At 72.0% G+C, this 20,319-nt stretch carries 20 protein-coding genes; 13 read left to right on the top strand and 7 right to left on the bottom strand.

What is annotated here, in order from left to right; genetic code table 11:
- Nucleotides 1–17 precede the first annotated feature (17 nt).
- On the top strand, nt 18–647 hold the full coding sequence (locus tag EIY87_RS02800; RefSeq protein ID WP_191983922.1) for a class I SAM-dependent methyltransferase: 630 nt from the start codon (nt 18–20) through the stop codon (nt 645–647).
- 46 nt (nt 648–693) lie between these two features.
- On the opposite strand, the gene EIY87_RS02795 is transcribed toward EIY87_RS02800, so the two are convergent.
- The 3 genes from EIY87_RS02795 to EIY87_RS02785 all read right to left on the bottom strand — a co-directional run bounded on the left by EIY87_RS02795 (nt 694) and on the right by EIY87_RS02785 (nt 4,202).
- Complete coding sequence (locus EIY87_RS02795; protein WP_125306082.1) at nt 694–2,598, bottom strand: S8 family serine peptidase; 1,905 nt, start codon at nt 2,596–2,598, stop codon at nt 694–696.
- A 121-nt stretch (nt 2,599–2,719) separates the two neighbouring features.
- The gene (locus tag EIY87_RS02790) at nt 2,720–3,607 is read right to left on the bottom strand and encodes an NADP-dependent oxidoreductase (protein WP_125306081.1); all 888 of its coding nucleotides are present in this window, start codon (nt 3,605–3,607) and stop codon (nt 2,720–2,722) included.
- 22 nt (nt 3,608–3,629) lie between these two features.
- On the bottom strand, nt 3,630–4,202 hold the full coding sequence (locus EIY87_RS02785; RefSeq protein ID WP_125306080.1) for a nucleotidyltransferase family protein: 573 nt from the start codon (nt 4,200–4,202) through the stop codon (nt 3,630–3,632).
- 22 nt (nt 4,203–4,224) lie between these two features.
- Here EIY87_RS02785 and EIY87_RS02780 point away from each other — a divergent pair, with 22 nt between their 5' ends.
- Nucleotides 4,225–4,665 carry a GNAT family N-acetyltransferase gene (locus tag EIY87_RS02780; RefSeq protein ID WP_125306079.1) on the top strand — a complete coding sequence of 147 codons (441 nt, stop codon included), beginning with the start codon at nt 4,225–4,227 and terminating at the stop codon, nt 4,663–4,665.
- Here the strand turns inward: EIY87_RS02780 and lpdA are convergent.
- The 3 genes from lpdA to EIY87_RS02765 all read right to left on the bottom strand — a co-directional run bounded on the left by lpdA (nt 4,655) and on the right by EIY87_RS02765 (nt 7,342).
- Complete coding sequence (gene lpdA, locus EIY87_RS02775) at nt 4,655–6,046, bottom strand: dihydrolipoyl dehydrogenase (protein ID WP_125306078.1); 1,392 nt, start codon at nt 6,044–6,046, stop codon at nt 4,655–4,657. The genes EIY87_RS02780 and lpdA overlap by 11 nt on opposite strands.
- 49 nt (nt 6,047–6,095) lie before the next feature.
- Nucleotides 6,096–6,860 (bottom strand): lysophospholipid acyltransferase family protein, encoded by a 765-nt coding sequence (locus EIY87_RS02770; protein ID WP_125306077.1) that lies wholly within the window; start codon nt 6,858–6,860, stop codon nt 6,096–6,098.
- Nucleotides 6,861–6,937: 77 nt separating this feature from the next.
- The gene (locus EIY87_RS02765; RefSeq protein WP_125306076.1) at nt 6,938–7,342 is read right to left on the bottom strand and encodes a nitroreductase family deazaflavin-dependent oxidoreductase; all 405 of its coding nucleotides are present in this window, start codon (nt 7,340–7,342) and stop codon (nt 6,938–6,940) included.
- A 217-nt stretch (nt 7,343–7,559) separates the two neighbouring features.
- Here EIY87_RS02765 and EIY87_RS02760 point away from each other — a divergent pair, with 217 nt between their 5' ends.
- From EIY87_RS02760 to EIY87_RS02715, 10 genes are all read left to right on the top strand, one after another.
- Nucleotides 7,560–8,600: a LacI family DNA-binding transcriptional regulator gene (locus EIY87_RS02760; RefSeq protein ID WP_125306075.1), complete on the top strand. Its 1,041-nt coding sequence runs from the start codon at nt 7,560–7,562 to the stop codon at nt 8,598–8,600.
- An 82-nt stretch (nt 8,601–8,682) separates the two neighbouring features.
- Nucleotides 8,683–9,816 carry a dihydrodipicolinate synthase family protein gene (locus EIY87_RS02755; RefSeq protein WP_125306074.1) on the top strand — a complete coding sequence of 378 codons (1,134 nt, stop codon included), beginning with the start codon at nt 8,683–8,685 and terminating at the stop codon, nt 9,814–9,816.
- Complete coding sequence (locus tag EIY87_RS02750) at nt 9,816–10,628, top strand: sugar phosphate isomerase/epimerase family protein (RefSeq protein WP_125306073.1); 813 nt, start codon at nt 9,816–9,818, stop codon at nt 10,626–10,628. The genes EIY87_RS02755 and EIY87_RS02750 overlap by 1 nt, the downstream gene beginning before the upstream one ends.
- Nucleotides 10,629–10,953: 325 nt before the next feature.
- Nucleotides 10,954–11,625: an IclR family transcriptional regulator gene (locus EIY87_RS02745; RefSeq protein WP_125306072.1), complete on the top strand. Its 672-nt coding sequence runs from the start codon at nt 10,954–10,956 to the stop codon at nt 11,623–11,625.
- Nucleotides 11,626–11,672: 47 nt separating this feature from the next.
- A complete protein-coding gene (locus EIY87_RS02740) occupies nt 11,673–12,383 on the top strand; it encodes a response regulator transcription factor (protein WP_125306071.1) in 711 nt (236 codons plus the stop codon).
- A 2-nt stretch (nt 12,384–12,385) separates the two neighbouring features.
- Complete coding sequence (locus tag EIY87_RS02735) at nt 12,386–13,705, top strand: sensor histidine kinase (protein ID WP_125306070.1); 1,320 nt, start codon at nt 12,386–12,388, stop codon at nt 13,703–13,705.
- 74 nt (nt 13,706–13,779) lie between these two features.
- Nucleotides 13,780–15,171 (top strand): amino acid permease, encoded by a 1,392-nt coding sequence (locus EIY87_RS02730; protein ID WP_125306069.1) that lies wholly within the window; start codon nt 13,780–13,782, stop codon nt 15,169–15,171.
- Nucleotides 15,168–15,908, top strand: a complete 741-nt coding sequence (locus EIY87_RS02725) for a carbon-nitrogen hydrolase family protein (RefSeq protein ID WP_125306068.1) — start codon at nt 15,168–15,170, stop codon at nt 15,906–15,908. Before EIY87_RS02730 ends, EIY87_RS02725 begins: the two co-directional genes overlap by 4 nt.
- Nucleotides 15,905–17,596 (top strand): flavin monoamine oxidase family protein, encoded by a 1,692-nt coding sequence (locus tag EIY87_RS02720; RefSeq protein WP_125306067.1) that lies wholly within the window; start codon nt 15,905–15,907, stop codon nt 17,594–17,596. The genes EIY87_RS02725 and EIY87_RS02720 overlap by 4 nt, the downstream gene beginning before the upstream one ends.
- Before the next feature lie 250 nt (nt 17,597–17,846).
- On the top strand, nt 17,847–18,494 hold the full coding sequence (locus tag EIY87_RS02715) for a TetR/AcrR family transcriptional regulator (protein ID WP_125306066.1): 648 nt from the start codon (nt 17,847–17,849) through the stop codon (nt 18,492–18,494).
- A 126-nt stretch (nt 18,495–18,620) separates the two neighbouring features.
- Here EIY87_RS02715 and EIY87_RS02710 read toward each other — a convergent pair whose 3' ends face one another.
- On the bottom strand, nt 18,621–19,346 hold the full coding sequence (locus EIY87_RS02710; RefSeq protein ID WP_125306065.1) for a TetR/AcrR family transcriptional regulator: 726 nt from the start codon (nt 19,344–19,346) through the stop codon (nt 18,621–18,623).
- A gap of 67 nt (nt 19,347–19,413) precedes the next feature.
- Between EIY87_RS02710 and EIY87_RS02705 the strand changes: the two genes are divergently transcribed.
- On the top strand, nt 19,414–20,280 hold the full coding sequence (locus EIY87_RS02705) for an alpha/beta fold hydrolase (protein WP_125306064.1): 867 nt from the start codon (nt 19,414–19,416) through the stop codon (nt 20,278–20,280).
- Nucleotides 20,281–20,319 lie beyond the last annotated feature (39 nt).

Here is a 20,319-nt window from a genome sequence, read left to right as displayed (position 1 = left end):
CCTCCTAGACTGCTCGCATGGGACTTCGCGAGAGATTCCGAGCGGGGCTCGCCCGGCAGCTCGGCCACCCTAGCGGCCTGCGGGGGCGGGTCGTCGGCGCGATGCTCAACCGCCGCAACCGCGAGGCGGTGGAGAAGGCCGTCGCCGCCCTCGGGCTGACCGGCGGCGAAACCGCGCTGGACATCGGGTTCGGCGGTGGCCTCGGGCTCCGCCTGCTGCTGCCGGCCGCCGCGCGCGTGCACGGCGTGGACATCTCGGCGACGATGCTCGAGCGGGCCCGGGCGACCTTCCGCGAGGAGCTGGCGGCCGGGCGGCTCGTGCTCGACGAGGGCTCGATGACGGCGCTGCCGCTGGCGGACGGCTCGGTCGACGCGGTCGTTTCGACGAACACCATCTACTTCGTCGAGGACCTCGACGCCGCGCTCGCCGAGGTCGCGCGGGTGCTCGCGCCCGGTGGGCGGTTCGTGCTCGGCATCGGCGACCCGGACCTGATGGCGCGGGTGCCGATGCTGACCGACAACGGCTTCCGCATCCGGCCGGTCGCCGACGTCGAAGCCGCGCTGGCCGCCGCCGGGCTGAGCTTGCGCAAGCACGAGCGGTTCACCCACGGCGGGCTCGGCTTCCACCTCCTGAGCACCGCGAAATGACGAAGAGGGCCCGGCGCGTGCCGGGCCCTCTTCGCGGAACGGAACCTTACTTCGGCTGGACACCCAGCGCGGCCAGGGCCGGGCCCGCCATGATCACGCCGGTGCCGGTCACGGTGTCGAAGCCGGGCGTGCCCAGGTCGATCGCCGAGGACACCAGTGCCGAGCGGATCTGCGCCGGGGTCGCCGTCGGCTTGCCCGAGAGCAGCAGGGCCGCGATCGCCGCCGCGTGCGGGGCCGCCGCCGACGTCCCGAAGAACGGCTGGAAGCCGGCCACCGAGGTCGCTACGCCGTCCGCCGCCGTGATGTCCGGCTTGTTGCGGGTCGTGCCGCCGGTCGAGGAGACGTTGCCCGGGGTGATCGCCGTGCCGTCGGCGTTGTAGAACAGCTTGCGCTTGCCGTCGGAGGAGAACCGCTCCCACTTGCTCGAAGCGGTGTACAGGCCCGGGTACGGGCCGGCCGGGTTGGCCGGGTCACCGGTCTCCAGCGGGCGGCCGAACGCGGCCGCCGCCGGGGCCGCCGCGACGCTGAACGCGTTCGCCGCCGCCGAGTGGCCGTTGGTGACACCGTTGGTGCTGAAGACCTTCAGCGAACCGGAAGCCACGAAGCGGCCGCGGATGACGTTCAGCGCGATGAACCGGTCGGCACCGCTGTACTTGACGACCGCGACCTTGTAGCCCGAGCCGGTGGTCGGCACGCTCGCGATCTCGTACGGGTTCTGCGAGCCGGACTGGCCGTTCTCGCTGGAGGCCACGACGCTGCCCGACGAATTCAGGATGAACAGGTCGTAGTCGTTGGCGGACTTGCCCCACGGGTCGGACCAGAACAGCGTCACCGGCTTGCCGAGCGAGCCGGCCGAAAGCGCGTCGAAGTTCTGCGTGGTGCTGCTCGGGTCGAAGTCGTGCGGGGTCCCGGTGACGCCGCTGATCTTCGTCGGCGAGGCGCGGAAGTCGCCTTCGTAGTACCCGCTGGTGCCGTCGGTCGCGTTGCCCGAGTTGCCGGCCGAGGAGAAGTACAGGACGCCGGCCGCGGTCACGTCGTTGACCGCCTGCGCGACCTGCGTGTCCTGGAACGGCGACTCGTCGAAGTAGGAGACGTCGTCGACGATGATCTGGCACTTGCCGGTGGTGCGCAGCGCGCGGATGTTCGCGGCGAAGCTGGCCTCGCTGGTGAACGCGGTGGCGAAGCCGAGAGTGGCGTTCGGCGCAAGGTCGTGGATGATCTCGAGCATCGCGGTGCCCTCGTCGCCGCTGCCCTTCTGGCCGGACAGCACGTCGACCGCGGGCAGTTCGCCGGCGCTCTGCGACTTCGCGAGCGAGTCGACGCCGTCGGAGAGCACGCACACCTTGACGCCGGAACCGCTGACGCCGTAGGTCGTGCGGGCGGCGTCGGCGCCGTGCGCCTTGTCCCCTTCGGACACCTGCGTCGCGGCGGCGGCCTTCGCGGCCACGGCCTGGCGCAGGTCCCGGTTGCCCGGCTCGCTCCAGGTGGTGGCCTGCGCCGCGGGCTTCACTTCGGCGACGTCGGCGCGGCCGGCGATCGCGTCCACCGCGGACAGCGGCAGGTCGGCGCGGACGGCGCCGTCGGGCGCGGTGTAGCGGACGGTGCCGCCGGCGGCCCGCACCGCGTTCGCGACGGCCTTGCCCGACGCGGCGATGTCGACCGCGACGGTGCCGGCGCCGCTGACGCCCACGCCCGAGCGGTAGTCGGGCAGCTTCGCGGCCAGCGACCGGTCGGCCCGCAACCGCTTCTCGACGACCAGCTGGCTCGATTGCTTGCGCTCCGCGGGGCTCAGGCTCTTCTTGATGCTCTGCAGGGCGCTGATGCCGGCCTCGGTGCGCGCGGTCGCCGCGTCCACCGTGGACGGCTGCGCCGCCGAGACGCCCGTGGTCAGCAGCAACGCGCCGACCGTCAGCGGAGCCGCGTGCGCGGCAACCCGGCTGAATCTCACCATCGATGTCTCCCTGTGATCCTCGGTCACTCGACCGGGTGTAATGGGGAGAATCTAAGGAGTGACTGAGCGGGGAACCACCGACCAAAGTCTGAATCGCGCGACCGTCCACATCCTGGAACGGTCAGGGAAACGTGAGAACGATTTTTCCCCGCCCGTGCCCGGTCTCGATTTCCCGGTGGGCCGCGGCCGCCTCGGTGTACGGATAGGCGCGGCGCACGTGGAAGCGCAGATCCCCCTTGGCGTACAGCGCGGCCAGCTCGGCGAGACGCGCGGCGGAGCGTCCGGACTTCGAGACGAGCACCCCGAGTTCCGCGGCTCGTTCGTGCTCGACCAGCGTGAGGATCCGCGACCGGTCCTTCACCAGTTCGAGTGAGAGGTCGAGCGCTTCGCCGCCCGCACCGTCGAGCACGACGTCGACGCCCAGCGGCGCCACCCGCTCCTTGAGCCCTTCGCCGTACACGACGGCGGTGGCGCCCAGCGACCGGACGTAGTCCTGATTGGACGCACTCGCGGTGCCGACGACCTCGGCCCCCGCGAGCCTCGCGAGCTGAACGGCGGCGGTCCCGACCGAACCGGCGGCGCCGTGCACGAGCAGCGTCTCCCCCGCCCGGAGTTTCAACGCCTCCAAGGCGATCGACGCGGTCTGCGTCCCGGCGGTGAACCCCCCGGCGACCTCCCACGGCATCTCGGGCGGCTTCGGGGTGACGTCGGAGGCGGGCACGACGATGTACTCGGCCGCGGCCCGGACGGCGGTGAAGCCGAGAACTTCGGTACCCGCCTCGAGTTCGCCTTCGTCGACGACCCCGGCGAACTCGTTCCCGGGCACGCGAGGCCACCCGAGTACGAGCCCGGGCGGCTCCCACCCGGCCCGCACGGCCGCGTCGTACGGCTGCACGCCGGCGGCCTTGACCCGCACCCGCACCTCGCCGGGTCCGGCGTGCGGTTCCGGGAGGTCGAGGACGCGGAGCACTTCGGGCCCGCCGAATTCGGTGAACGCCACTGCTTTCATGGCGCCAGTCTGATACTTCGAGTTACCTGGAGGTCAAGACCGTGAGTTCGGGCCACCGGCCCAGCCAGCGGGCTGCTTTCCGTTCGAAGACCGCACGCGGAGCGAGCACGGGGTTCGCCCGGACGATCATCGCGAAGAGGTCGTCGAGGCCGTGCGGCGCGTAGAGGCGCCAGCGTCCATCGGGTTCGAGCCGGACACCGACGCACGAACAGATCGCTGGGAACGCGTCGATCGCGGCCTCGGTGCTCGCGAAGGGCGGGCAAGGAACGCCGAACTTGGCTTCATACCAGAGGTGCACCCGAGCCTCGTTGCGCACTTCGACGTCGACCGCGAGATCCGCGAACGTCTCGGCCGCCGCCCGGATGACCCGGTCTTCGCCGGCCCAGCTCAGGTCGGCGCCGTCGAAGTAGACGAGGTCGTAATCCGCGATGCCCGCCGTGGGCTCACGACCGGTCAGGACGTTCCAAACGGTCTGCACGACACACCCGGCGGCGAGGTACCACTCCGGCAGGCCGAGCCCCCGCGCCCGGTCGAGGACGTCGACGAGGACTTCGTTGCGCACCAGGACGTCGCGGAGCCGGTCGAGGTCCGTCATGCCGTCATCGTAGGCTGCGGCCATGGTCGAGATCGTCCGCGCCACCCCGGATCAAGCCGCCACCCTGACCGCACTCGTGCTCGCGTCCTCGGCGTACCGGGGCGACTACGCCACCATCCTCGACGGTTACGAAGTCACACCCGCTTACGTCGCGGCCAACCCCACCTTCACCGCCACGGACGACGGCGCCATCCTCGGTTTCTACGCGCTCGTGGCAGCGGAACTCGACCTGCTCTTCGTGGCCGACGCCGCCCAGGGACTCGGCGTCGGCCGCCGGTTGATCGACCACATGCGGGGTGAAGCGCGAACGCGGGGGCTGCGCGACATCCGCGTCGTCGCGCACCCGCCCGCGCTCGAGTTCTACCTCCGCATGGGCGCGCGGCGCACCGGCACGGTCCCGCCGAACCCGCCCAAGGTCCGCTGGGAGCGGCCGGAGCTCCGCTTCGCCGTCCCTACATGTTGATCATGTGCCCGGCCAGCCCGTGCACGGCTTCCTTCACCGCTTCACCCAGCGTCGGGTGCGCGTGCACGTTCCGGGCCACCTCGTGCACCGTCAGGTCCCACTGCTGCGCCAACGTCAGCTCCGGCAGCAGCTCGGTGACGTCCGGCCCGATCAGGTGCCCGCCGATCAGCTCGCCGTGCGTGCCGTCGCTGATCAGCTTCACGAACCCGCCCGCGTCGCCGAGGCCCTGTGCCTTCCCGTTGGCCGTGAAGGGGAACTTCGCGACCCGGACGTCGAAGCCCTTCTCCCGGGCCTGTTCCTCGGTCCAGCCGAAGCTGGCGATCTGCGGCTGGCAGTAGGTCGCGCGCGGGATCATCGGGAAGTCGAGTTCCATCGTCTCGGCGCCGGCGATCGTCTCCGCCGCGACCACGCCCATCGACTCCGACGCGTGCGCCAGCATCAGCTTCGCCGTCACGTCACCGATCGCGAAGATGTGCGGCACGTTCGTCCGGCCGCGGCCGTCGATCGCGATCGCGCCCCGGTCGGTCAGCGCGACGCCGGTCTTCTCCAGGCCGTAGCCCTCGACCCGCGGCTGGAACCCGATCGCCTGCAGCACCTTGTCCGCGGTGAGCACCTGCTCGCCGTCCTTCTTGGACGAAACCGTCACCCGCACCGACGCACCCGAGTCGTCGATCGACTCCACCCGGGTCGAGGTCAGCACCTTGATGCCGAGCTTCCGGTACCGCCGGGCCAGCTCCGCCGAGACCTCGGCGTCCTCCAGCGGCACCATCCGGTCGAGGAACTCGACGATCGTGACGTCGACGCCGTAGTTGTGCAGCACGTAGGCGAACTCGACACCGATCGCGCCCGCGCCGGCGATCACGATGCTCGACGGCAGCTCGCTGGACAGGATCTGCTCTTCGTACGTCACCACGCGCTCACTGCGCGAGGTCCCCGGCAGCAGCCGGGTCGTCGCACCCGTCGCGATGATGCAGTGACCGAAGGTGATCCGCTCGCCGTTGACCTCGAGCGTGTGGTCGTCGAGGAACGTGCCGTGCCCGTCGAACTCGGTGATCTTGTTCTTCTTCATCAGGAAGTGCACGCCCTTGACTCGCCCGTCGGCGACCTTCCGGCTGCGCTCGTACGCGGCCGTGTAGTCGACGCGGATCGGGCTGTCGGACGAGATGCCGAACGCCTTCGCCTCCTGCGTCACGACGTGCGCCAGCTCGGCGTTGCGCAGCAGCGCCTTCGACGGGATGCACCCGACGTTCAGGCAGACCCCGCCCCAGTACTTCTCTTCCACGACCGCGACGCTGAGCCCCAGCTGCGACGCGCGGATCCCCGCGACGTAACCGCCGACTCCCGCCCCCAGGACGACGACATCAAAGTGTTGTGCACTCATACGCCAGAAACTACCCCTTCGGCCAGGTGCGGGCGGGGTGACGCGGAACTCAGGCCGCCAGCGGCCGTTGCTCGCCGCGGATCGACTCCAAAAGCGTCGTCACCTCACCCATGATGCGGGCCGTCGCCTCGTCCAGCACCTCGCGGGTGAGCGGGCGGTCACGCAGGTCGGACAGGTCGACCGGCGGCCCGGCGACCAGCTCGACCGTCTTGCGCGGCAGCACGCGCGGGAACCACGCCGTCGAGGGCAGCAGGTGGTGGGTGCCCCAGTTGGCCACCGGGATCACCGGCGCGCCGGTCTCCAGCGCGGCGCGGACGAGGCCGGTCTTGCCGCGCATCGGCCAGCCGTCCGGGTCCTTCGAGAACGTGCCTTCCGGGAAGACCGCGACGCACTCGCCCGCGCGCACCGACGCCACCAGGTCGCGGTAGGCCTCCGCGGCCGTCGCCGCGCCGCGGTAGACCGGGATGTGGCGGCCCGAGCGCATCACGCGGCCGACCACCGGCAGGTTCCACAGCGAGGCCTTGGCCAGGTAGCGCGGCACGCGGCCGGCGGCGAGGCAGAACGCCGTGAGCGTCGTCGGGTCGGCGAAGGAGAGGTGGTTCGACGCGACCAGCACCCCGCCGGTCTTCGGGATGTGGCGGGAGCCCCGCACGCGGAACCGCGTGGTCTGCGCGAGGAACTGCCAGACCACTTCGATCGCGAAGCTGTACCAGGCGCCACGGCCGGCGCGGGCGAAGCGCCGGCCGTAGGCGATCATCTGGCGTCGGGTGAGCAGCTCACCCTCGAGGTCCAGGGCGGTCCAGCGGTCGGTCATGGCTGTTATTCGTAGCCGACGACCGGCCGGTTCGGCCCCGGTGCGCGCCGAACGCGGCGCAGATCACAGTGCCGATTTCACTGCCGCTCGAGAACCACCACGGGAATCTCACGGTCCGTCTTCTTGGCGTACTCGTTGTAGTCCGGCCAGACGGCGGCGAGCTTGTCCCACAGCTTCGCGCGCTCCTCGCCCTCGGCCGTGCGGGCGACGGCCTTGAACTTGTCCGCCTTCACCTGGACGCCGACCTCGGGCGTCTCGACGAGGTTGAAGTACCAGCCCGGGTGGTTCGGCGCGCCGCCCTTGGACGCGACGATCACCGGGTTGCCGTCGACTTCCTGGTAGATCAGGGCGAACTTGCGCTCCTGCCCGGTCTTGCGGCCCTTGGTGGTCAGCACCAGCGTCGGGACGCCTTCCTTCCACTCGTGCCCGACCTCGCCGTCGGTCTCCTCGTAGCGGCGGACGTGCTCGTCACCGAACAGCATGCGTGTTCCTTTCGCGGTCGATCAAGCCGTGGCGTACTCACTGCTTGAAGGTTCTCCTTGTTTGCAACACACGTGCCACGGCCGATCTTCCCGGCCGGTTTCACTCGAACGGGTCAGGTCCCCCGAGCAGCGGCTTCTCCGGAGACACCCTCCTCCCAGTAGATTGCACCGACCGAGCACGCGGAGACACCCGAAACCGATCTTGGAGGAGCCAGCCATGAAGGCCCGGCCGCACGTGACACTGGAAGACGTGGCACGCAGCGCGAACGTCTCGCTCGCGACGGCGTCGCGGGTGCTCAACGGCACCGCGTCCGTCCGCGCCGACCTGCGGGAGCGGGTGTCCGCCGCCGCGGCCGAGCTGGCCTACGCCCCCAACGCGCACGCGCAGGCCCTCGCCGGCGGCACGCACCGCACGGTCGGCGTGATCTGCCACGACGTCAGCGACCCGTACTTCGCCGCGATCGCCGGCGGCGTGATGCGGGTGGCGACCGACAACGGGCTGCTCGTGATGCTGGCCGGCACGTTCCGCGACCCCGACCGCGAGGTCGCCTACGTCTCGACGCTGCGCGCGCAGCGGGCCGCGGCGATCCTGCTGATCGGCTCGGCGTTCGAAGACCGGACGTGGGAGCGCGCGATGGCCGCCGAGCTGGAGCCGTACCGCCGTGGCGGCGGCCAGGTCGCCGCGGTCAGCCGCCACCGCGGGCTCAAGATCGACACCGTGCAGCCGGACAACAAGGGCGGCGCGGCGGCGCTGGCCGACGCGCTGGTGGGCCTCGGCCACAAGCGGTTCGCGGTGCTCGCCGGCCCGCGGCGGCTGAGCACCGTCATCGACCGGCTGGCCGGGTTCACCGACGCGCTCGCCGCGCACGGCATCACCCTGCACGAGGACGACGTCGTCGAGGGCGCCTTCACCCGCGACGGCGGCTACGAGGCGACGAAGCAGCTGCTCGCCGGCCGCAAGCGCAAGCTGCCGACCTGCGTCTTCGCCGTCACGGACGTGATGGCGATCGGCGCGATGACGGCGTTGCGCGAAGAAGGCCTCTCGGTGCCGGGCGACATCTCGGTGGCCGGCTTCGACGACATCCCGGTCGTCCGCGACCTCGCCCCGGCGCTGACCACCGTGCGGCTGCCGCTGGAGGAGCTCGGCGAGCGCGCGATGGACCTGGCGATCAAGGGGTCCGCGGGCACCCGGCCCCGGACGGTCCGGCTGTCCGGCGAAGTCGTCCTGCGCGAAAGCACCGGACGCCCCAAGCGCTGACCCGGTCGGGCCTTGTCGTGCTCCGGCACAGGCCCTACCGTGGATTCGGGAAAGCGCTTTCTGGATGCTCCGGAGGTCTGCGATGCTCGTGCTCCCGGTGCCCGGCGGCGGACTGCTGGACTGGACACCGTCCGGACCGCCTTGCCCGGAACCGGCCGGAACACCGCCGTCGTCGCGGATCGCCTACGCCGCCGCGCACGTCGTGGCGGACGCACTGGCCGACGAGCCCGGCACCGTCGACTGGGACACGACGCTCGCCTTCCGCGAGCACCTCTGGGCGTGCGGCTTGAGCGTCGCGGAGGCGATGGACACCGCGCAGCGCGGGATGGGCCTCGACTGGGCGACCACCCAAGAGCTCGTGACGCGCACCGGCGCGGCCGCGGCCGGACGGCGGTGGTGCGCGGGCGTCGGCACCGACCAGCTGCCACCGGGGCCGGCGACCATCGCGTCCATTGTGGACGCCTGGCGCGAGCAGCTCGACCTGGTCGGCGGCGCGGGCGCGATCCCGGTCGTGATGGCCAGCCGGGCGCTCGCCGCCGCGGCCACCGGGCCGGACGACTACCACGCGGCGTACGGGAAGCTGCTGTCCGAGGCGGGCGGGCCGGTGCTGCTGCACTGGCTGGGCGAGCAGTTCGACCCGGCGCTGGCCGGCTACTGGGGCCACGACGACGTGCGCGCGGCCGCCCGCGAGCTGGCGGCGCTCTGCACCGAGCACGCCGGCACGATCGCCGGGGTGAAGGTCTCCGTGCTGGACGCCGAGGTGGAGACGGAGTTCCGGCGCGCGCTGCCCGCGGGCGTCGCCTGCTACACCGGCGACGACTTCAACTACCCCGGGCTGATCGCCGGCGACGACCACGGCCACAGCGAAGCGCTGCTCGGCATCTTCGACGCGATCGCCCCGGTGGCCGCGGCGGCCCTGCGCCGCCTGGACGACGGCGACCGCGCCGGGTTCCACGCCCGGCTCGACCCGACCGTGCCGCTGTCGCGCGAGATCTTCCGCGCGCCGACCCGGCACTACAAGACCGGCGTCGTCTTCCTGGCGTACCTGAACGGCCACCAGCGGCACTTCCGGATGATCGCCGGCCAGGAGTCGGCCCGCACGATCACCCACCTCGCGACGCTGCTGCGGCTCGCCGACGAAGCGGGCGCGCTGGCCGACCCCGACCTGGCCACCGCCCGGATGCGGCCGCTGCTGCGGGCCGCCGGGGTGGCGTGATGGACGAGCGGCTCAGCCTCAACCAGATCACCACGAAGTCCTGGTCCCTGCCCGAAGCGGTGGCAGGCTGCGCGGCGGCGGGCGTCGGCTGGATCGGGCTCTGGCGCGACAAGGTCGCGGAAACCGGCGTCGCCGAAACCGCGCGGCTGCTCAAGGAGCACGACGTCCGGGTGTCTTCGCTGTGCCGCGGCGGGTTCTTCACCGGCGTGACCCCGGAAGGGTCCCCTGTGGACGGTGTCGCGCAGACCCGCGAGGCGATCGACGAAGCGGCCGCGCTCGGCGCCGGCGTGCTGGTGCTGGTGGTCGGCGGCATCGCGGACGGCGACCTGGCCGCCTCCCGCCAGCGTGTCGCGGACGCCGTCGGCGAGCTGGCCCCGTACGCGGGCTCGCGCGGTGTGCGGCTCGGCTTGGAGCCGTTGCACCCGATGCAGTGCGCGGAGCGATCGGTGCTGTCCACTGTGGACCAGGCGCTGGCGATCGCGGCCGAGCACCCGCCCGAGCAGGTCGGGGTGATCGTCGACGAGTTCCACGTCTGGTGGGACCCGCGGATCGAGTCCTCGATCGCCGCGGCGGCCGGCCGGATCGCGGGGTTCCACGTGTGCGACGTCCTGGTGCCGCTGCCGGACCCGCTGCTGGGCCGGGCTCTCCCCGGGGACGGGCCGGTCGACCACCGCCACCTGCGGTCCTGCGTCGAGGCGGCGGGGTACGACGGGCCGATCGAGGTCGAGGTGTTCAACGCGGAGTTGTGGGCGCGGCCGGGTGCGGAGGTGCTGGCGGCGACGATCGCGGCGTTCGAGCGCCACGTGACCTGAGCCCGGGATGTCATGAACGACCCTTTCATGTCAACCGGCGAGATGAACGAGTCGTCCACGACACCCCCGACCGCCGAAACCGGCGCCACCAGAGGTCCTGAATGACTCATTCAGGTCTCCAGACGTCCTGAATGACCCATTCAAGACACGGAGCCCAGCAACGTCCGAGCCCCGCCCACCCTCAGCCCGAACAGCCCGGAACGCCATGAACGACCCTTTCATGTCATCCGGCGAGATGAACGACCCTTTCATGTCATCCAAACCACCCACTCAGTCCACAGCGCGGTACACTTGGTCCGTCCAGCGGACTTGGGGAGGTCGCGCGATGACGACGGAACAGCAAGGCGACGACGGGGCCGTCCGCAGTGTGCTGCGGGCCTTCGATCTGCTCACCCTCTTCACCGAACACCGCCGGACCTGGGCGGTCAAGGATCTCACCGCCGCCAGCGGCCTGGCGAAGACCACCGTGTTGCGGCTCGTGGCCACCTGCGAACAACGCGGGCTGCTCTGGACGCGGCCGGACGGGCGGATCACCGTCGGGCCCGGGATGCTGCGGTGGGCGCAGCTGGCGAACACCGCCTGGCAGCTGCCCGAGCCCGTCCGCCAGGTGCTGCGGGACCTCGCGCGGGAATGCCGGGAAACCGTGAACCTCTACGTCCGCAGCACCTCCGTGGTGGTCTGCGTGGCCCAGCAGGAGGGGCCGCTCGCCATCCGGCACGTCGGGCGGGTCGGGGACGAGCTGCCACTCGGGTTCGGGGCCGCCGGGCGGGTGCTCGACGGGGCCGAGGGGGCCGCCGTCAGCCACGGTGAGCCCGAGACCGGGGCGTCCAGTGTGGCCGCGCCCGTGCACGACGGGGATGGGCGGGTGCTGGCGGCGCTCGCCGTCACCGGTCCCACCAGCCGGTTCGGGGCGGCCGAGGTTGCTGCGTTTACCGAAGCCGTCGCCGGGGGTTCGCGGCGGATATCGCAGATCGGCCTCGGCACCCGGACGGAATAGGCCACAGTCGTCCGGAATCCGGCCGGTCGTTGGTTAGGCTGCCCGGCATGCCGAACCTGCTGGTGGTGGAAGACGACGCGGCGATCGGCAGCGTGCTCGAATCGACCCTGCGCCTGCACGGGTACCAAGTGTGCTGGCGGCGGGACGGGCGGACGGCCCTGCAGGCCGCCGACGCCGGGGAATTCGACCTCGTGCTGCTCGACCTCGGCCTGCCCGACCTCGACGGCGTCGAGGTCTGCCGCCGGCTGCGGAGCGCGCTGCCCGCCGCCGTGCTGGTCATCCTCACCGCCCGGCAGGAGGAGATGGACGTCGTCGTCGGCCTCGACGCCGGGGCCGACGACTACCTCACCAAGCCGATCCGGCTGGGCGAGCTGCTGGCCAGGGTGCGCGCGCACCTGCGCCGCGGCGCGCCCGCCGGGGCGCGGCCGCCGGTGACCGTCGGGGGCCTGACCGTGGACATCGCGGGCCGCCGCGCCACCCTGCACGGCCGTGAGGTCGTGTTGCGCGCGAAGGAGTTCGACCTGCTGGCGCGGCTGGCCGAGCAGCCCGGCGTCGCGGTCAGCCGCGAGACGCTGATGGCCGAGGTCTGGGACGCGCACTGGTACGGCTCGACCAAGACCCTCGACGTGCACATCGCGGCGGTGCGCCGCAAGCTCGCGTCGGTCGCCGGCCCCGACGCGGAGGTGCCCCGGATCGCCACCCTGCGCGGCCACGGCTACCGCTTGGAGGACCCGGCCCGCTCCGCGGCCGAAGGCTAGCCGTGCGCCGCCGGATCACCACGCTGACGGTGCTGGCCGCACTCGTCGCCACCGTGCTGTTCGCGCTGCCGCTGGGCATCGCCGTGTGGCAGTACTACCACGACGACGCGAAGGGCGACCTCGAGCGGGCCGCGGACGCCACGGCGCTCGCCGTGTCGGTGGACCTGAGCACCGGGCGGCGGCCGATCGTGCCCCCGCTCGACGAGGAAGACGACGAAGCCGGGGGCGAGGTCGGGGTCTACGCCCCGGACGGGCGGTTGCTCGCCGGGACCGGACCCGCCGTCGCCGGCCCGGTCGAGCGGCAGGCGGCCAAGGCCGTCGTGGACGTCGTCGTCGGGCGCGAAGGCGACGAGATGGCGCTGGCGGTGCCGGTGGTCAGCGGCTCCCGGATGACCGGCGTGGTCCGCGCCGCGCTGCCGCTGTCCGAGCTGCGGCTGCAGATCCTGCTGACGTGGGTCGCCATGGCCGGGCTCGCGGTCGCGACGACCGGGGTGAGCTGGCTGATGGCCCGGCGGGCCACCAAGCGGCTGGTGCGCCCCCTGGAGGAGCTCGCCGCCGCGGCCGAACGGCTCGGCGACGGCGACTTCACGGCCCGCTCCCCCCGCGCGGGCATCGCCGAGATCGACCAGGTCGGCGAGGCGCTCGGCACCACGGCCGCCCGGATCGGCCAAACGCTCGAACGCGAGCGCGCGTTCTCCGCGGAGGCGTCGCACCAGCTGCGGACCCCGCTGACCGGGCTGCGCCTGCAGCTCGAAGCCGCGCTGGAGACCCCGTCGGCGGACCCGTACGCGGCGATCCGCGCCGGGATCGCGTCGACCGACCGGCTGGAACGCACCATCGAGGACCTCCTGGCACTGGGCCGCGAACGCCGGGCCCCGCGCGCGGAACTCGACCTCGACGCGCTCCTCGACGAAGTCCGCCAGGCCGGCGAGGCCCTGCTCGCCCCGCACGGCCGGGCGCTGCGGATCACCCGCGAGGACCCGCCGCCGACCCGGGTGGCGGCCGCGGCGGTCCGCCAGGTGCTCGGCGTCCTGCTGGACAACGCGGCGACGCACGGCCGCGGCACGGTCACCGTGGTGGCCCGCGACGCCGGCGACGCGCTGGCCATCGACGTCGCCGACGAAGGCCCGGACCTGGGCGAAACCGATCCGTTCGCGACCCCGCCGAGCGACCACGGGATCGGCCTGCCGCTGGCCCGCAGCCTCGCCGAAGCCGAAGGGGGACGGCTGCGCCTGAGCCGGCCCGCCCCGCCCACCTTCACCCTGCTCCTGCCCGCGGCCGAGCAGAACGAATCGCCACGATCCGTTCAGTCTGTGCAATGAATCACCTGTGATTCATCTGTACGCGCAATGTTCCCCTGTTTTGCCTGCTGGAAACGGCAGATACGGTCGTCGGCATGACTCTGCGAGCCGCGACGGTGCGGCGGAAACCGGTCGCCGACCTCGTCGCCGAAGGTGATCATGGCACGCTGAAGCGGTCGCTCGGCCTCGGGCAGCTCACCATGCTCAGCATCGGGGCGACGCTGGGCAGCGGCATCTTCGTCGTGCTCGGCGAAGCCGTCCCGGTGGCCGGGCCGGCGGTGGTGCTTTCGTTCGTGCTCGCCGGGATCACCGCGCTGTTCTCGGCGCTCTCCTACGCCGAGCTGGCCGGCATGATCCCGCTGTCCGGTTCGTCGTACTCCTACGCGTACGCCACGCTCGGCGAGCTCGTCGCGTGGGTCTGCGGCTGGTGCCTGATCCTCGAATACGGCGTCTCGGTGGCGTCGGTGGCCGTCGGCTGGGGCCAGTACGTCAACGAACTGCTGCGGCTGGCCTTCGGTTTCACCATCCCGGACGCGCTCAGCCAGCCGCCGGGCTCGGGCGGGCTCGTCAACGTGCCCGCCATCGTCGTAATGCTCTTGGCGATGGTCCTGCTGCTGTCCGGAGCGAAGGAGAGCGCGCGGGCCAACGCGGTCATGGTCGCGGTCAAGATCGGTACGCTGGTGCTGTTCTGCGCGATCGCGTTCACCGCGGTGCGGGCGAAGAACTTCACGCCGTTCCTGCCGCTCGGGCTGGCCGGGCTGAGCGCCGGCGGGGCCAAGCTCTTCTTCTCCTACATCGGTTTCGACGCCGCCTCGACCGCCGGCGAGGAGGCGAAGAACCCGCAGCGCGACCTGCCGCGGGCGATCCTGCTCTCGCTCGGCATCGTCACCGTCCTGTACTGCCTGGTCGCCGTGGCCGCGGTCGGCGCGCTGCCGTGGCAGGAGTTCGACGGCCAGGAAGCCGCGCTGTCGCACGTCCTCGGCGTCGTGTCGGACAACCCGCTGTGGGCCGCGCTGCTGGCCGTCGGGGCGATCGTGGCCATCTCCAGCGTCGTGCTGACCGTCCTCTACGGACAGACGCGCATCCTGTTCGCGATGTCCCGCGACGGGCTCGTGCCGGGCGTGCTGTCCAAAGTGGATCCCAAGAGCGGGTCGCCGCGGGTCAACACCCTGGTGGTGTCCGGCTTCGTCGCCGTGCTGGCCGCGTTCATCCCGCTGGGCAAGCTGGCCGACGCGACCAGCATCGGCACGCTGTTCGCGTTCGGGCTGGTGAACGTCGCCGTCCTGCTGCTGCGCCGCCGCCAGCCGGACCGGCCGCGCTCGTTCCGCGTGCCGTTCTCGCCGGTGACGCCGATCCTGGGCGTGCTGTGCTGCGCGTACATGATGCTCAGCCTCGACGGCGCCACCTGGGTCGTCTTCGGCGGCTGGATGGCGCTCGGCCTGGTCCTCTACTTCGGCTACGGGATCCGGAAGTCGAGGCTGGCATGAGGGTCGCGATCCACCAGGGCCCGTTCGAAGCCCTGCCCCGCGTCGACGCCGACCTCCTCGTCACCGCGGAGATGAGCACGACGGGCTACCACATCGGCGCGCGCACGCACGAACTCGCCGAACCCGCCGACGGACCCACCGCGGCCCGGATGGCCGCGCTGGCCGGGGAAACCGGGACCGCGCTCGCGTACGGCTACCCGGAAACCGACGGCAAGCACGTCTACAACAGCGTGCAGCTCATCGATCCGGCCGGACGACGGACGAACTACCGCAAGACGCACCTGTTCGGCGACCTCGACAAGGCGTGGTTCACCCCGGGCGACGAGCCGGTCGTGCAGGCCGACGTCGCGGGCGTCCGGGTCGGGCTGTTGATCTGCTACGACGTCGAATTCCCCGAGCTGGTCCGGGCGCACGCGCTCGCCGGCACGGAACTGCTCGTCGTGCCGACCGCGCTGATGACGCCGTACGAGCTGGTCGCCGACACGCTCGTGCCCGCGCGGGCCTACGAGAGCCAGCTGTTCGTCGCCTACGCGAACCGCTGCGACACCGAACAGGAACTGACCTACTGCGGCCGCTCCTGCGTGGCCGCCCCGACCGGGGAAGTCCTGGCCCGCGCCGGATCCGGGCCCGAACTGGTCACCGCCGACGTCACGCGGGAAGCGCTCGCCGCGTCCCGCCTCGAGAACACCCACCTGGCCGACCGACGGCCCGAACTGTACCGGGGAACCACCGCATGACCTCCGCCGTCCCGACCGCGATCCACCACGAAGAACCGCCGGGCCGCCCGATCACGATGTTCGGCCCCGACTTCCCGTTCGCCTACGACGACTACCTCGCCCACCCGGCCGGGCTGGGCTCGGTCCCGGCGGAGCGGTACGGCAGCGAAGTCGCGGTGATCGGCGGCGGCCTGTCCGGCATCGTCACCGCGTACGAACTGATGAAGCTCGGCCTGCGGCCGGTCGTCTACGAAATCGACGAAATCGGCGGGCGGCTGCGCACCGTGCGCTTCCCCGGCTGCCCGGACGACGTCGTCGCGGAGATGGGCGCGATGCGCTTCCCGCCCGCGTCGACCGCGCTGTACCACTACATCGACAAGGTCGGCCTCGAAACGGTCCCGTTCCCGAACCCCTTGGCGCCCGGGACGCCGAGCACGGTCGTGGACCTCAAAGGACAGAGCCACTACGCGCGCACGCCCGCGGACCTGCCCGGCGTCTACGCCGAGGTCGCCGCGGCCTGGGACCGGACGCTCGCCGAGCACGCGTCCTTCGCCGAGATGCAGACGGCGATCCGCGACCGCGACGCGAAGACGATCAAGCGGCTGTGGAACGAGCTCGTGCCGCGGCTGGACAACCAGACGTTCTACGGCTTCCTCTGCGACTCCCCCGCGTTCGCCTCCTTCCGCCACCGCGAGATCTTCGGCCAGGTCGGCTTCGGCACCGGCGGCTGGGACACCGACTTCCCGAACTCCATCCTCGAAATCCTGCGCGTGGTCTACACCGGAGCCGACGACGAGCACCGCAGCATCGTCGGCGGCAGCAGGCAGCTGCCGCTGCGGCTGTGGGAGCACGCGCCGGAAGAGATCGCTTTCTGGCCGGCGGGCACCAGCCTCGGCTCGCTCCACGGTGGACGGCCGCAGCCCGGCGTCGCGCGGCTGCACCGCACCGCGCCGAACAACATCACGGTGACCGACACCGAGGGCCACATCCGGACGTTCCCCGCGGCGGTGTTCACCGCGCAGAGCTGGCTGCTGCTGTCCAAGATCGAATGCGACGCCGAGCTGTTCCCGATCGACCACTGGACGGCGATCGAGCGCACGCACTACATGGCGTCGTCGAAGGTGTTCGTGCCGGTCGACCGCCCGTTCTGGCTGGACCGCGATCCGGTGACCGGGCGTGACGCGATGAGCATGACGCTCACCGACCGGATGCCGCGCGGCACCTACCTGCTCGGGTCCGCGCCGGACTCCCCGGCGGTCATCTGCCTGTCCTACACCTGGGCCGACGACTCGCTGAAGTGGCTGCCGCTGTCGGTGTCCGAGCGCGTCGAGGTGATGCTGCAGTCCCTGCGCGAGATCTACCCCGGCGTCGACGTCCGGCGGCACATCATCGGTGACCCGGTGACCGTGTCGTGGGAGGCGGAACCGCACTTCATGGGCGCGTTCAAGGCCAACCTGCCCGGCCACTACCGCTACCAGCACCGGCTGTTCACGCACTTCGCGCAGGACCAGCTGGAGCCGCGGTACCGGGGCCTGTTCCTGGCCGGCGACGACGTCTCGTGGACGGCGGGCTGGGCCGAGGGCGCGGTGCAGACGGCGCTCAACGCGGTGTGGGGCGTGCTGCACCACTTCGGCGGCCGCACCGATCCGGTGAACCCGGGGCCCGGGGACGTCTTCGACGACCTCGCCCCGATCACGCTCCCGGACTGACCGTGCCCCCGTGCGCTGAAGGGGACTCTCCTCGCATCAGACGAGCTGAAAGTCCCCTTCAGCGCGCCACATGCACCCAACGGGCCCTTCAGCCCGGCGCCCGGCTCCGAACCGGCCGTCGTGCCCGACGAGTGACCCACGACCTCGCCCCGATCACGCTCCCGGACTGACCGTGCCCCGATCGTGGCACCGCGTCCGGCAACGTGCGGACCGAGCTGCCCGGCTCAACCCGCCGTGCGACGATGGGACCATGAACACCGAGCCGGCGCCGAGATGGCGAAGACTGGAACCGGACGAACGGAAGGAACAGATCTACGCCTGCGCCGCGCGGCTGTTCGGTGACCGTCCCTACTCCGAAGTGTCCACTTCGGACATCGCCGCCGCGGCGGGCGTCGCGCGCGGGCTGATCAACCACTACTTCGGCACGAAACGCGAGCTGTACCTGGAAATCATCCGCCGCGCGCTGACCGTGCCGCGGCTGGCCGTCGAGATCCTCCCGGACGGGCCGCTCGAACTGCGTGCCGACGTCGCCATCGAGTGGTTCCTCGACATGGTCACCAGCCAGGAGCGGATGTGGCTGGCCGCGATCGCGCCGGAGGGCATCGGGCGCGACCTCGAAGTGGAACGGATCCTCGAGGAAGCCGACCGCGAATCGGCCGACCGCGTGCTCGAAGCCGTCGGGCTGTCGAGCGAAAGCGACCACGGGCCGGAGCTGAACGCGCTCGTGCGCGCGTTCGGCGGGATGGTGAAGGCGGCCGGGCGGGAATGGCTCGTGCGCGGGTCGCTGACGCGGGACCAGGTGCACCTGCTGCTGTCGAAGTCGCTCGTCACCCTCGTCGGCGAGGTCTTCCCGGCGATCCGGGCCGTGCCGCCGGCACCGCGCCAGGGTCGCGAGTAGAGCGTGGACAGACCGGAGCCCCCGACGCCACGAGGGGGAGGAGGGCGCCGGGGGCTCCGGGTCGATGGGCGAACCACCGACGCACGTCCACGGTACGCCGGGGCGCTGTCAAGTCGCTGTCAACCCTCAGCTGTCCGCTTCGCGTAGTTCGTCCAGGCGGTGGGCGAGGCCGTCGAGGCAGCGGCCGACCGCGTAGTCGTAGAGCTGGGCGTAGTAGCCCGCGGCGAGCTCGGGATCGCCCATCAGGTCGTGCATCGCGTTGCCCAGCTCGGCCATGCCCGGCAGGTCGGCCCGCTCGCGGTAGCTCGCGTACTCCTCGGTGTTGTCGATCCGCAGGGCGAGCGCGCCGTCGCGGTCGTCCTCCATCGCGACGAACTGGCACGCGGTCATCAGCAGCAGGTTGTAGGCCAGCACGCTCTCGCGGCCGAACCCCGCCCGCAGCAGCACGCCGATGCCGGCGTCGATGCTGCGCGTCGCGGCCTTGACGGACGGGCCGAAGAGCGCGAGCCGCCGCGCACAGCCCGGGTAGGTCCGCAGCAGGGCGCGCAGGCCGGCCAGCAGCTCGGTGAACCACTCGGCCCACGGCAGCTCCTCGTCGGGCAGCTCCAGCAGGCCGACCACCCGGTCGACGACGGCGTTCACCACGGCGTCGCGGTCGCCGACGTGGTGGTAGATCACCGCCGGGTAGGCCTCGACCGCGCGGGCGAGCTCGCGCAGCGTCCAGTTGTCGAGGCCGCGCTCCGCGGTCAGCGCCGTGGCCGCCGTGACGATGCGGTCGGCCGTGAGCGCCGGCAGGCCCGCCGCGGCCCGCGACCGGGGCCGCTGGCCCGTGCCCGAGGTTGAAGGAGGCATGGGGCGTAACGGTAACCGCACCGCCCGTGCCGGTGCCAGCTTCGAACGGGTACGGCAGGATCGGGGTATGGCACGCGCACAGGCCAACGGTCTCGAGCTCGAGTACGACACCTTCGGCGACCCGGCGGCCCCGCCGCTGGTCCTGGTGATGGGCCTGGGCGCCCAGATGATCACCTGGGAGGACGACTTCTGCGCGCTGCTGGCCGGCCGCGGGTTCTTCGTCGTGCGCTACGACAACCGGGACGTCGGGCTCTCCACCTGGCTCGACCACCTGCCCGCGCCGGACCTGGCCGCGCTCGCCGCGGGCGACCTGGCGACGGCGCCGTACCTGCTGTCCGACCTGGCCGACGACGCCGTCGGGCTGTTCGACGCGCTCGGCATCGGCCGCGCGCACGTCGTGGGCGCGTCGATGGGCGGGATGATCGTGCAGCAGCTGGCCATCGACCACCCGGACCGGCTGCGGTCCGTCACGTCCATCATGTCGACCACCGGCGACCCCGGCGTCGGCCAGGCCGAGCCGTGGGCGCTGGGCCTGCTGGCGCGGCCGCCGGCGTCGACCCGCGAGCAGGCGCTCGCCGACAGCGTCGAGGGCTACCGGCGGCTCGGCTCCCCCGGCTACCCGGACGACGAGGCGTTCCTGCTGGCCAAGGCCACGCTGCACTACGACCGCGCCCGCCACCCGGTCGGCACGCTGCGCCACGCGGCCGCGGTGGTGGCCTCCGGCGACCGCACGGCCGGCCTGCGCGAGGTCCGGCTGCCGGCACTGGTCATCCACGGCGACGCCGACCCGCTGATCAACGTCAGCGGCGGCAAGGCGACGGCGGCGGCGATCCCGGGCGCGGAGCTGCTCGTCATCCCGGGCATGGGCCACAACCTGCCGCGCGCGGTCTGGCCGGAGATCGCCGACGCGATCGGGCGCGTGACGGGTCAATAGCGCGTCAAGATCCGGCGCCGGGCTGTAGGAAAGGTGTCC

It is taken from the genome of Amycolatopsis eburnea, assembly GCF_003937945.1.
In the GTDB taxonomy this organism is placed as follows: Bacteria; Actinomycetota; Actinomycetes; order Mycobacteriales; family Pseudonocardiaceae; genus Amycolatopsis; species Amycolatopsis eburnea.
The sequence above is the reverse complement of the archived record's forward strand: the minus strand, read 5'-3'. Positions and strand labels throughout refer to the sequence as shown.

Excerpts from the sequence above, each read along its gene's own strand:
- EIY87_RS02800 (WP_191983922.1), top strand. The coding sequence starts at position 18 with ATGGGACTTCGCGAGAGATTCCGAGCGGGGCTCGCCCGGCAGCTCGGC.
- EIY87_RS02795 (WP_125306082.1), bottom strand. The coding sequence starts at position 2,598 with ATGGTGAGATTCAGCCGGGTTGCCGCGCACGCGGCTCCGCTGACGGTC.
- EIY87_RS02790 (WP_125306081.1), bottom strand. The coding sequence starts at position 3,607 with ATGAAAGCAGTGGCGTTCACCGAATTCGGCGGGCCCGAAGTGCTCCGC.
- EIY87_RS02785 (WP_125306080.1), bottom strand. The coding sequence starts at position 4,202 with ATGACGGACCTCGACCGGCTCCGCGACGTCCTGGTGCGCAACGAAGTC.
- EIY87_RS02780 (WP_125306079.1), top strand. The coding sequence starts at position 4,225 with ATGGTCGAGATCGTCCGCGCCACCCCGGATCAAGCCGCCACCCTGACC.
- lpdA (WP_125306078.1), bottom strand. The coding sequence starts at position 6,046 with ATGAGTGCACAACACTTTGATGTCGTCGTCCTGGGGGCGGGAGTCGGC.
- EIY87_RS02770 (WP_125306077.1), bottom strand. The coding sequence starts at position 6,860 with ATGACCGACCGCTGGACCGCCCTGGACCTCGAGGGTGAGCTGCTCACC.
- EIY87_RS02765 (WP_125306076.1), bottom strand. The coding sequence starts at position 7,342 with ATGCTGTTCGGTGACGAGCACGTCCGCCGCTACGAGGAGACCGACGGC.
- EIY87_RS02760 (WP_125306075.1), top strand. The coding sequence starts at position 7,560 with ATGAAGGCCCGGCCGCACGTGACACTGGAAGACGTGGCACGCAGCGCG.
- EIY87_RS02755 (WP_125306074.1), top strand. The coding sequence starts at position 8,683 with ATGCTCGTGCTCCCGGTGCCCGGCGGCGGACTGCTGGACTGGACACCG.
- EIY87_RS02750 (WP_125306073.1), top strand. The coding sequence starts at position 9,816 with ATGGACGAGCGGCTCAGCCTCAACCAGATCACCACGAAGTCCTGGTCC.
- EIY87_RS02745 (WP_125306072.1), top strand. The coding sequence starts at position 10,954 with ATGACGACGGAACAGCAAGGCGACGACGGGGCCGTCCGCAGTGTGCTG.
- EIY87_RS02740 (WP_125306071.1), top strand. The coding sequence starts at position 11,673 with ATGCCGAACCTGCTGGTGGTGGAAGACGACGCGGCGATCGGCAGCGTG.
- EIY87_RS02730 (WP_125306069.1), top strand. The coding sequence starts at position 13,780 with ATGACTCTGCGAGCCGCGACGGTGCGGCGGAAACCGGTCGCCGACCTC.
- EIY87_RS02725 (WP_125306068.1), top strand. The coding sequence starts at position 15,168 with ATGAGGGTCGCGATCCACCAGGGCCCGTTCGAAGCCCTGCCCCGCGTC.
- EIY87_RS02720 (WP_125306067.1), top strand. The coding sequence starts at position 15,905 with ATGACCTCCGCCGTCCCGACCGCGATCCACCACGAAGAACCGCCGGGC.
- EIY87_RS02715 (WP_125306066.1), top strand. The coding sequence starts at position 17,847 with ATGAACACCGAGCCGGCGCCGAGATGGCGAAGACTGGAACCGGACGAA.
- EIY87_RS02710 (WP_125306065.1), bottom strand. The coding sequence starts at position 19,346 with ATGCCTCCTTCAACCTCGGGCACGGGCCAGCGGCCCCGGTCGCGGGCC.
- EIY87_RS02705 (WP_125306064.1), top strand. The coding sequence starts at position 19,414 with ATGGCACGCGCACAGGCCAACGGTCTCGAGCTCGAGTACGACACCTTC.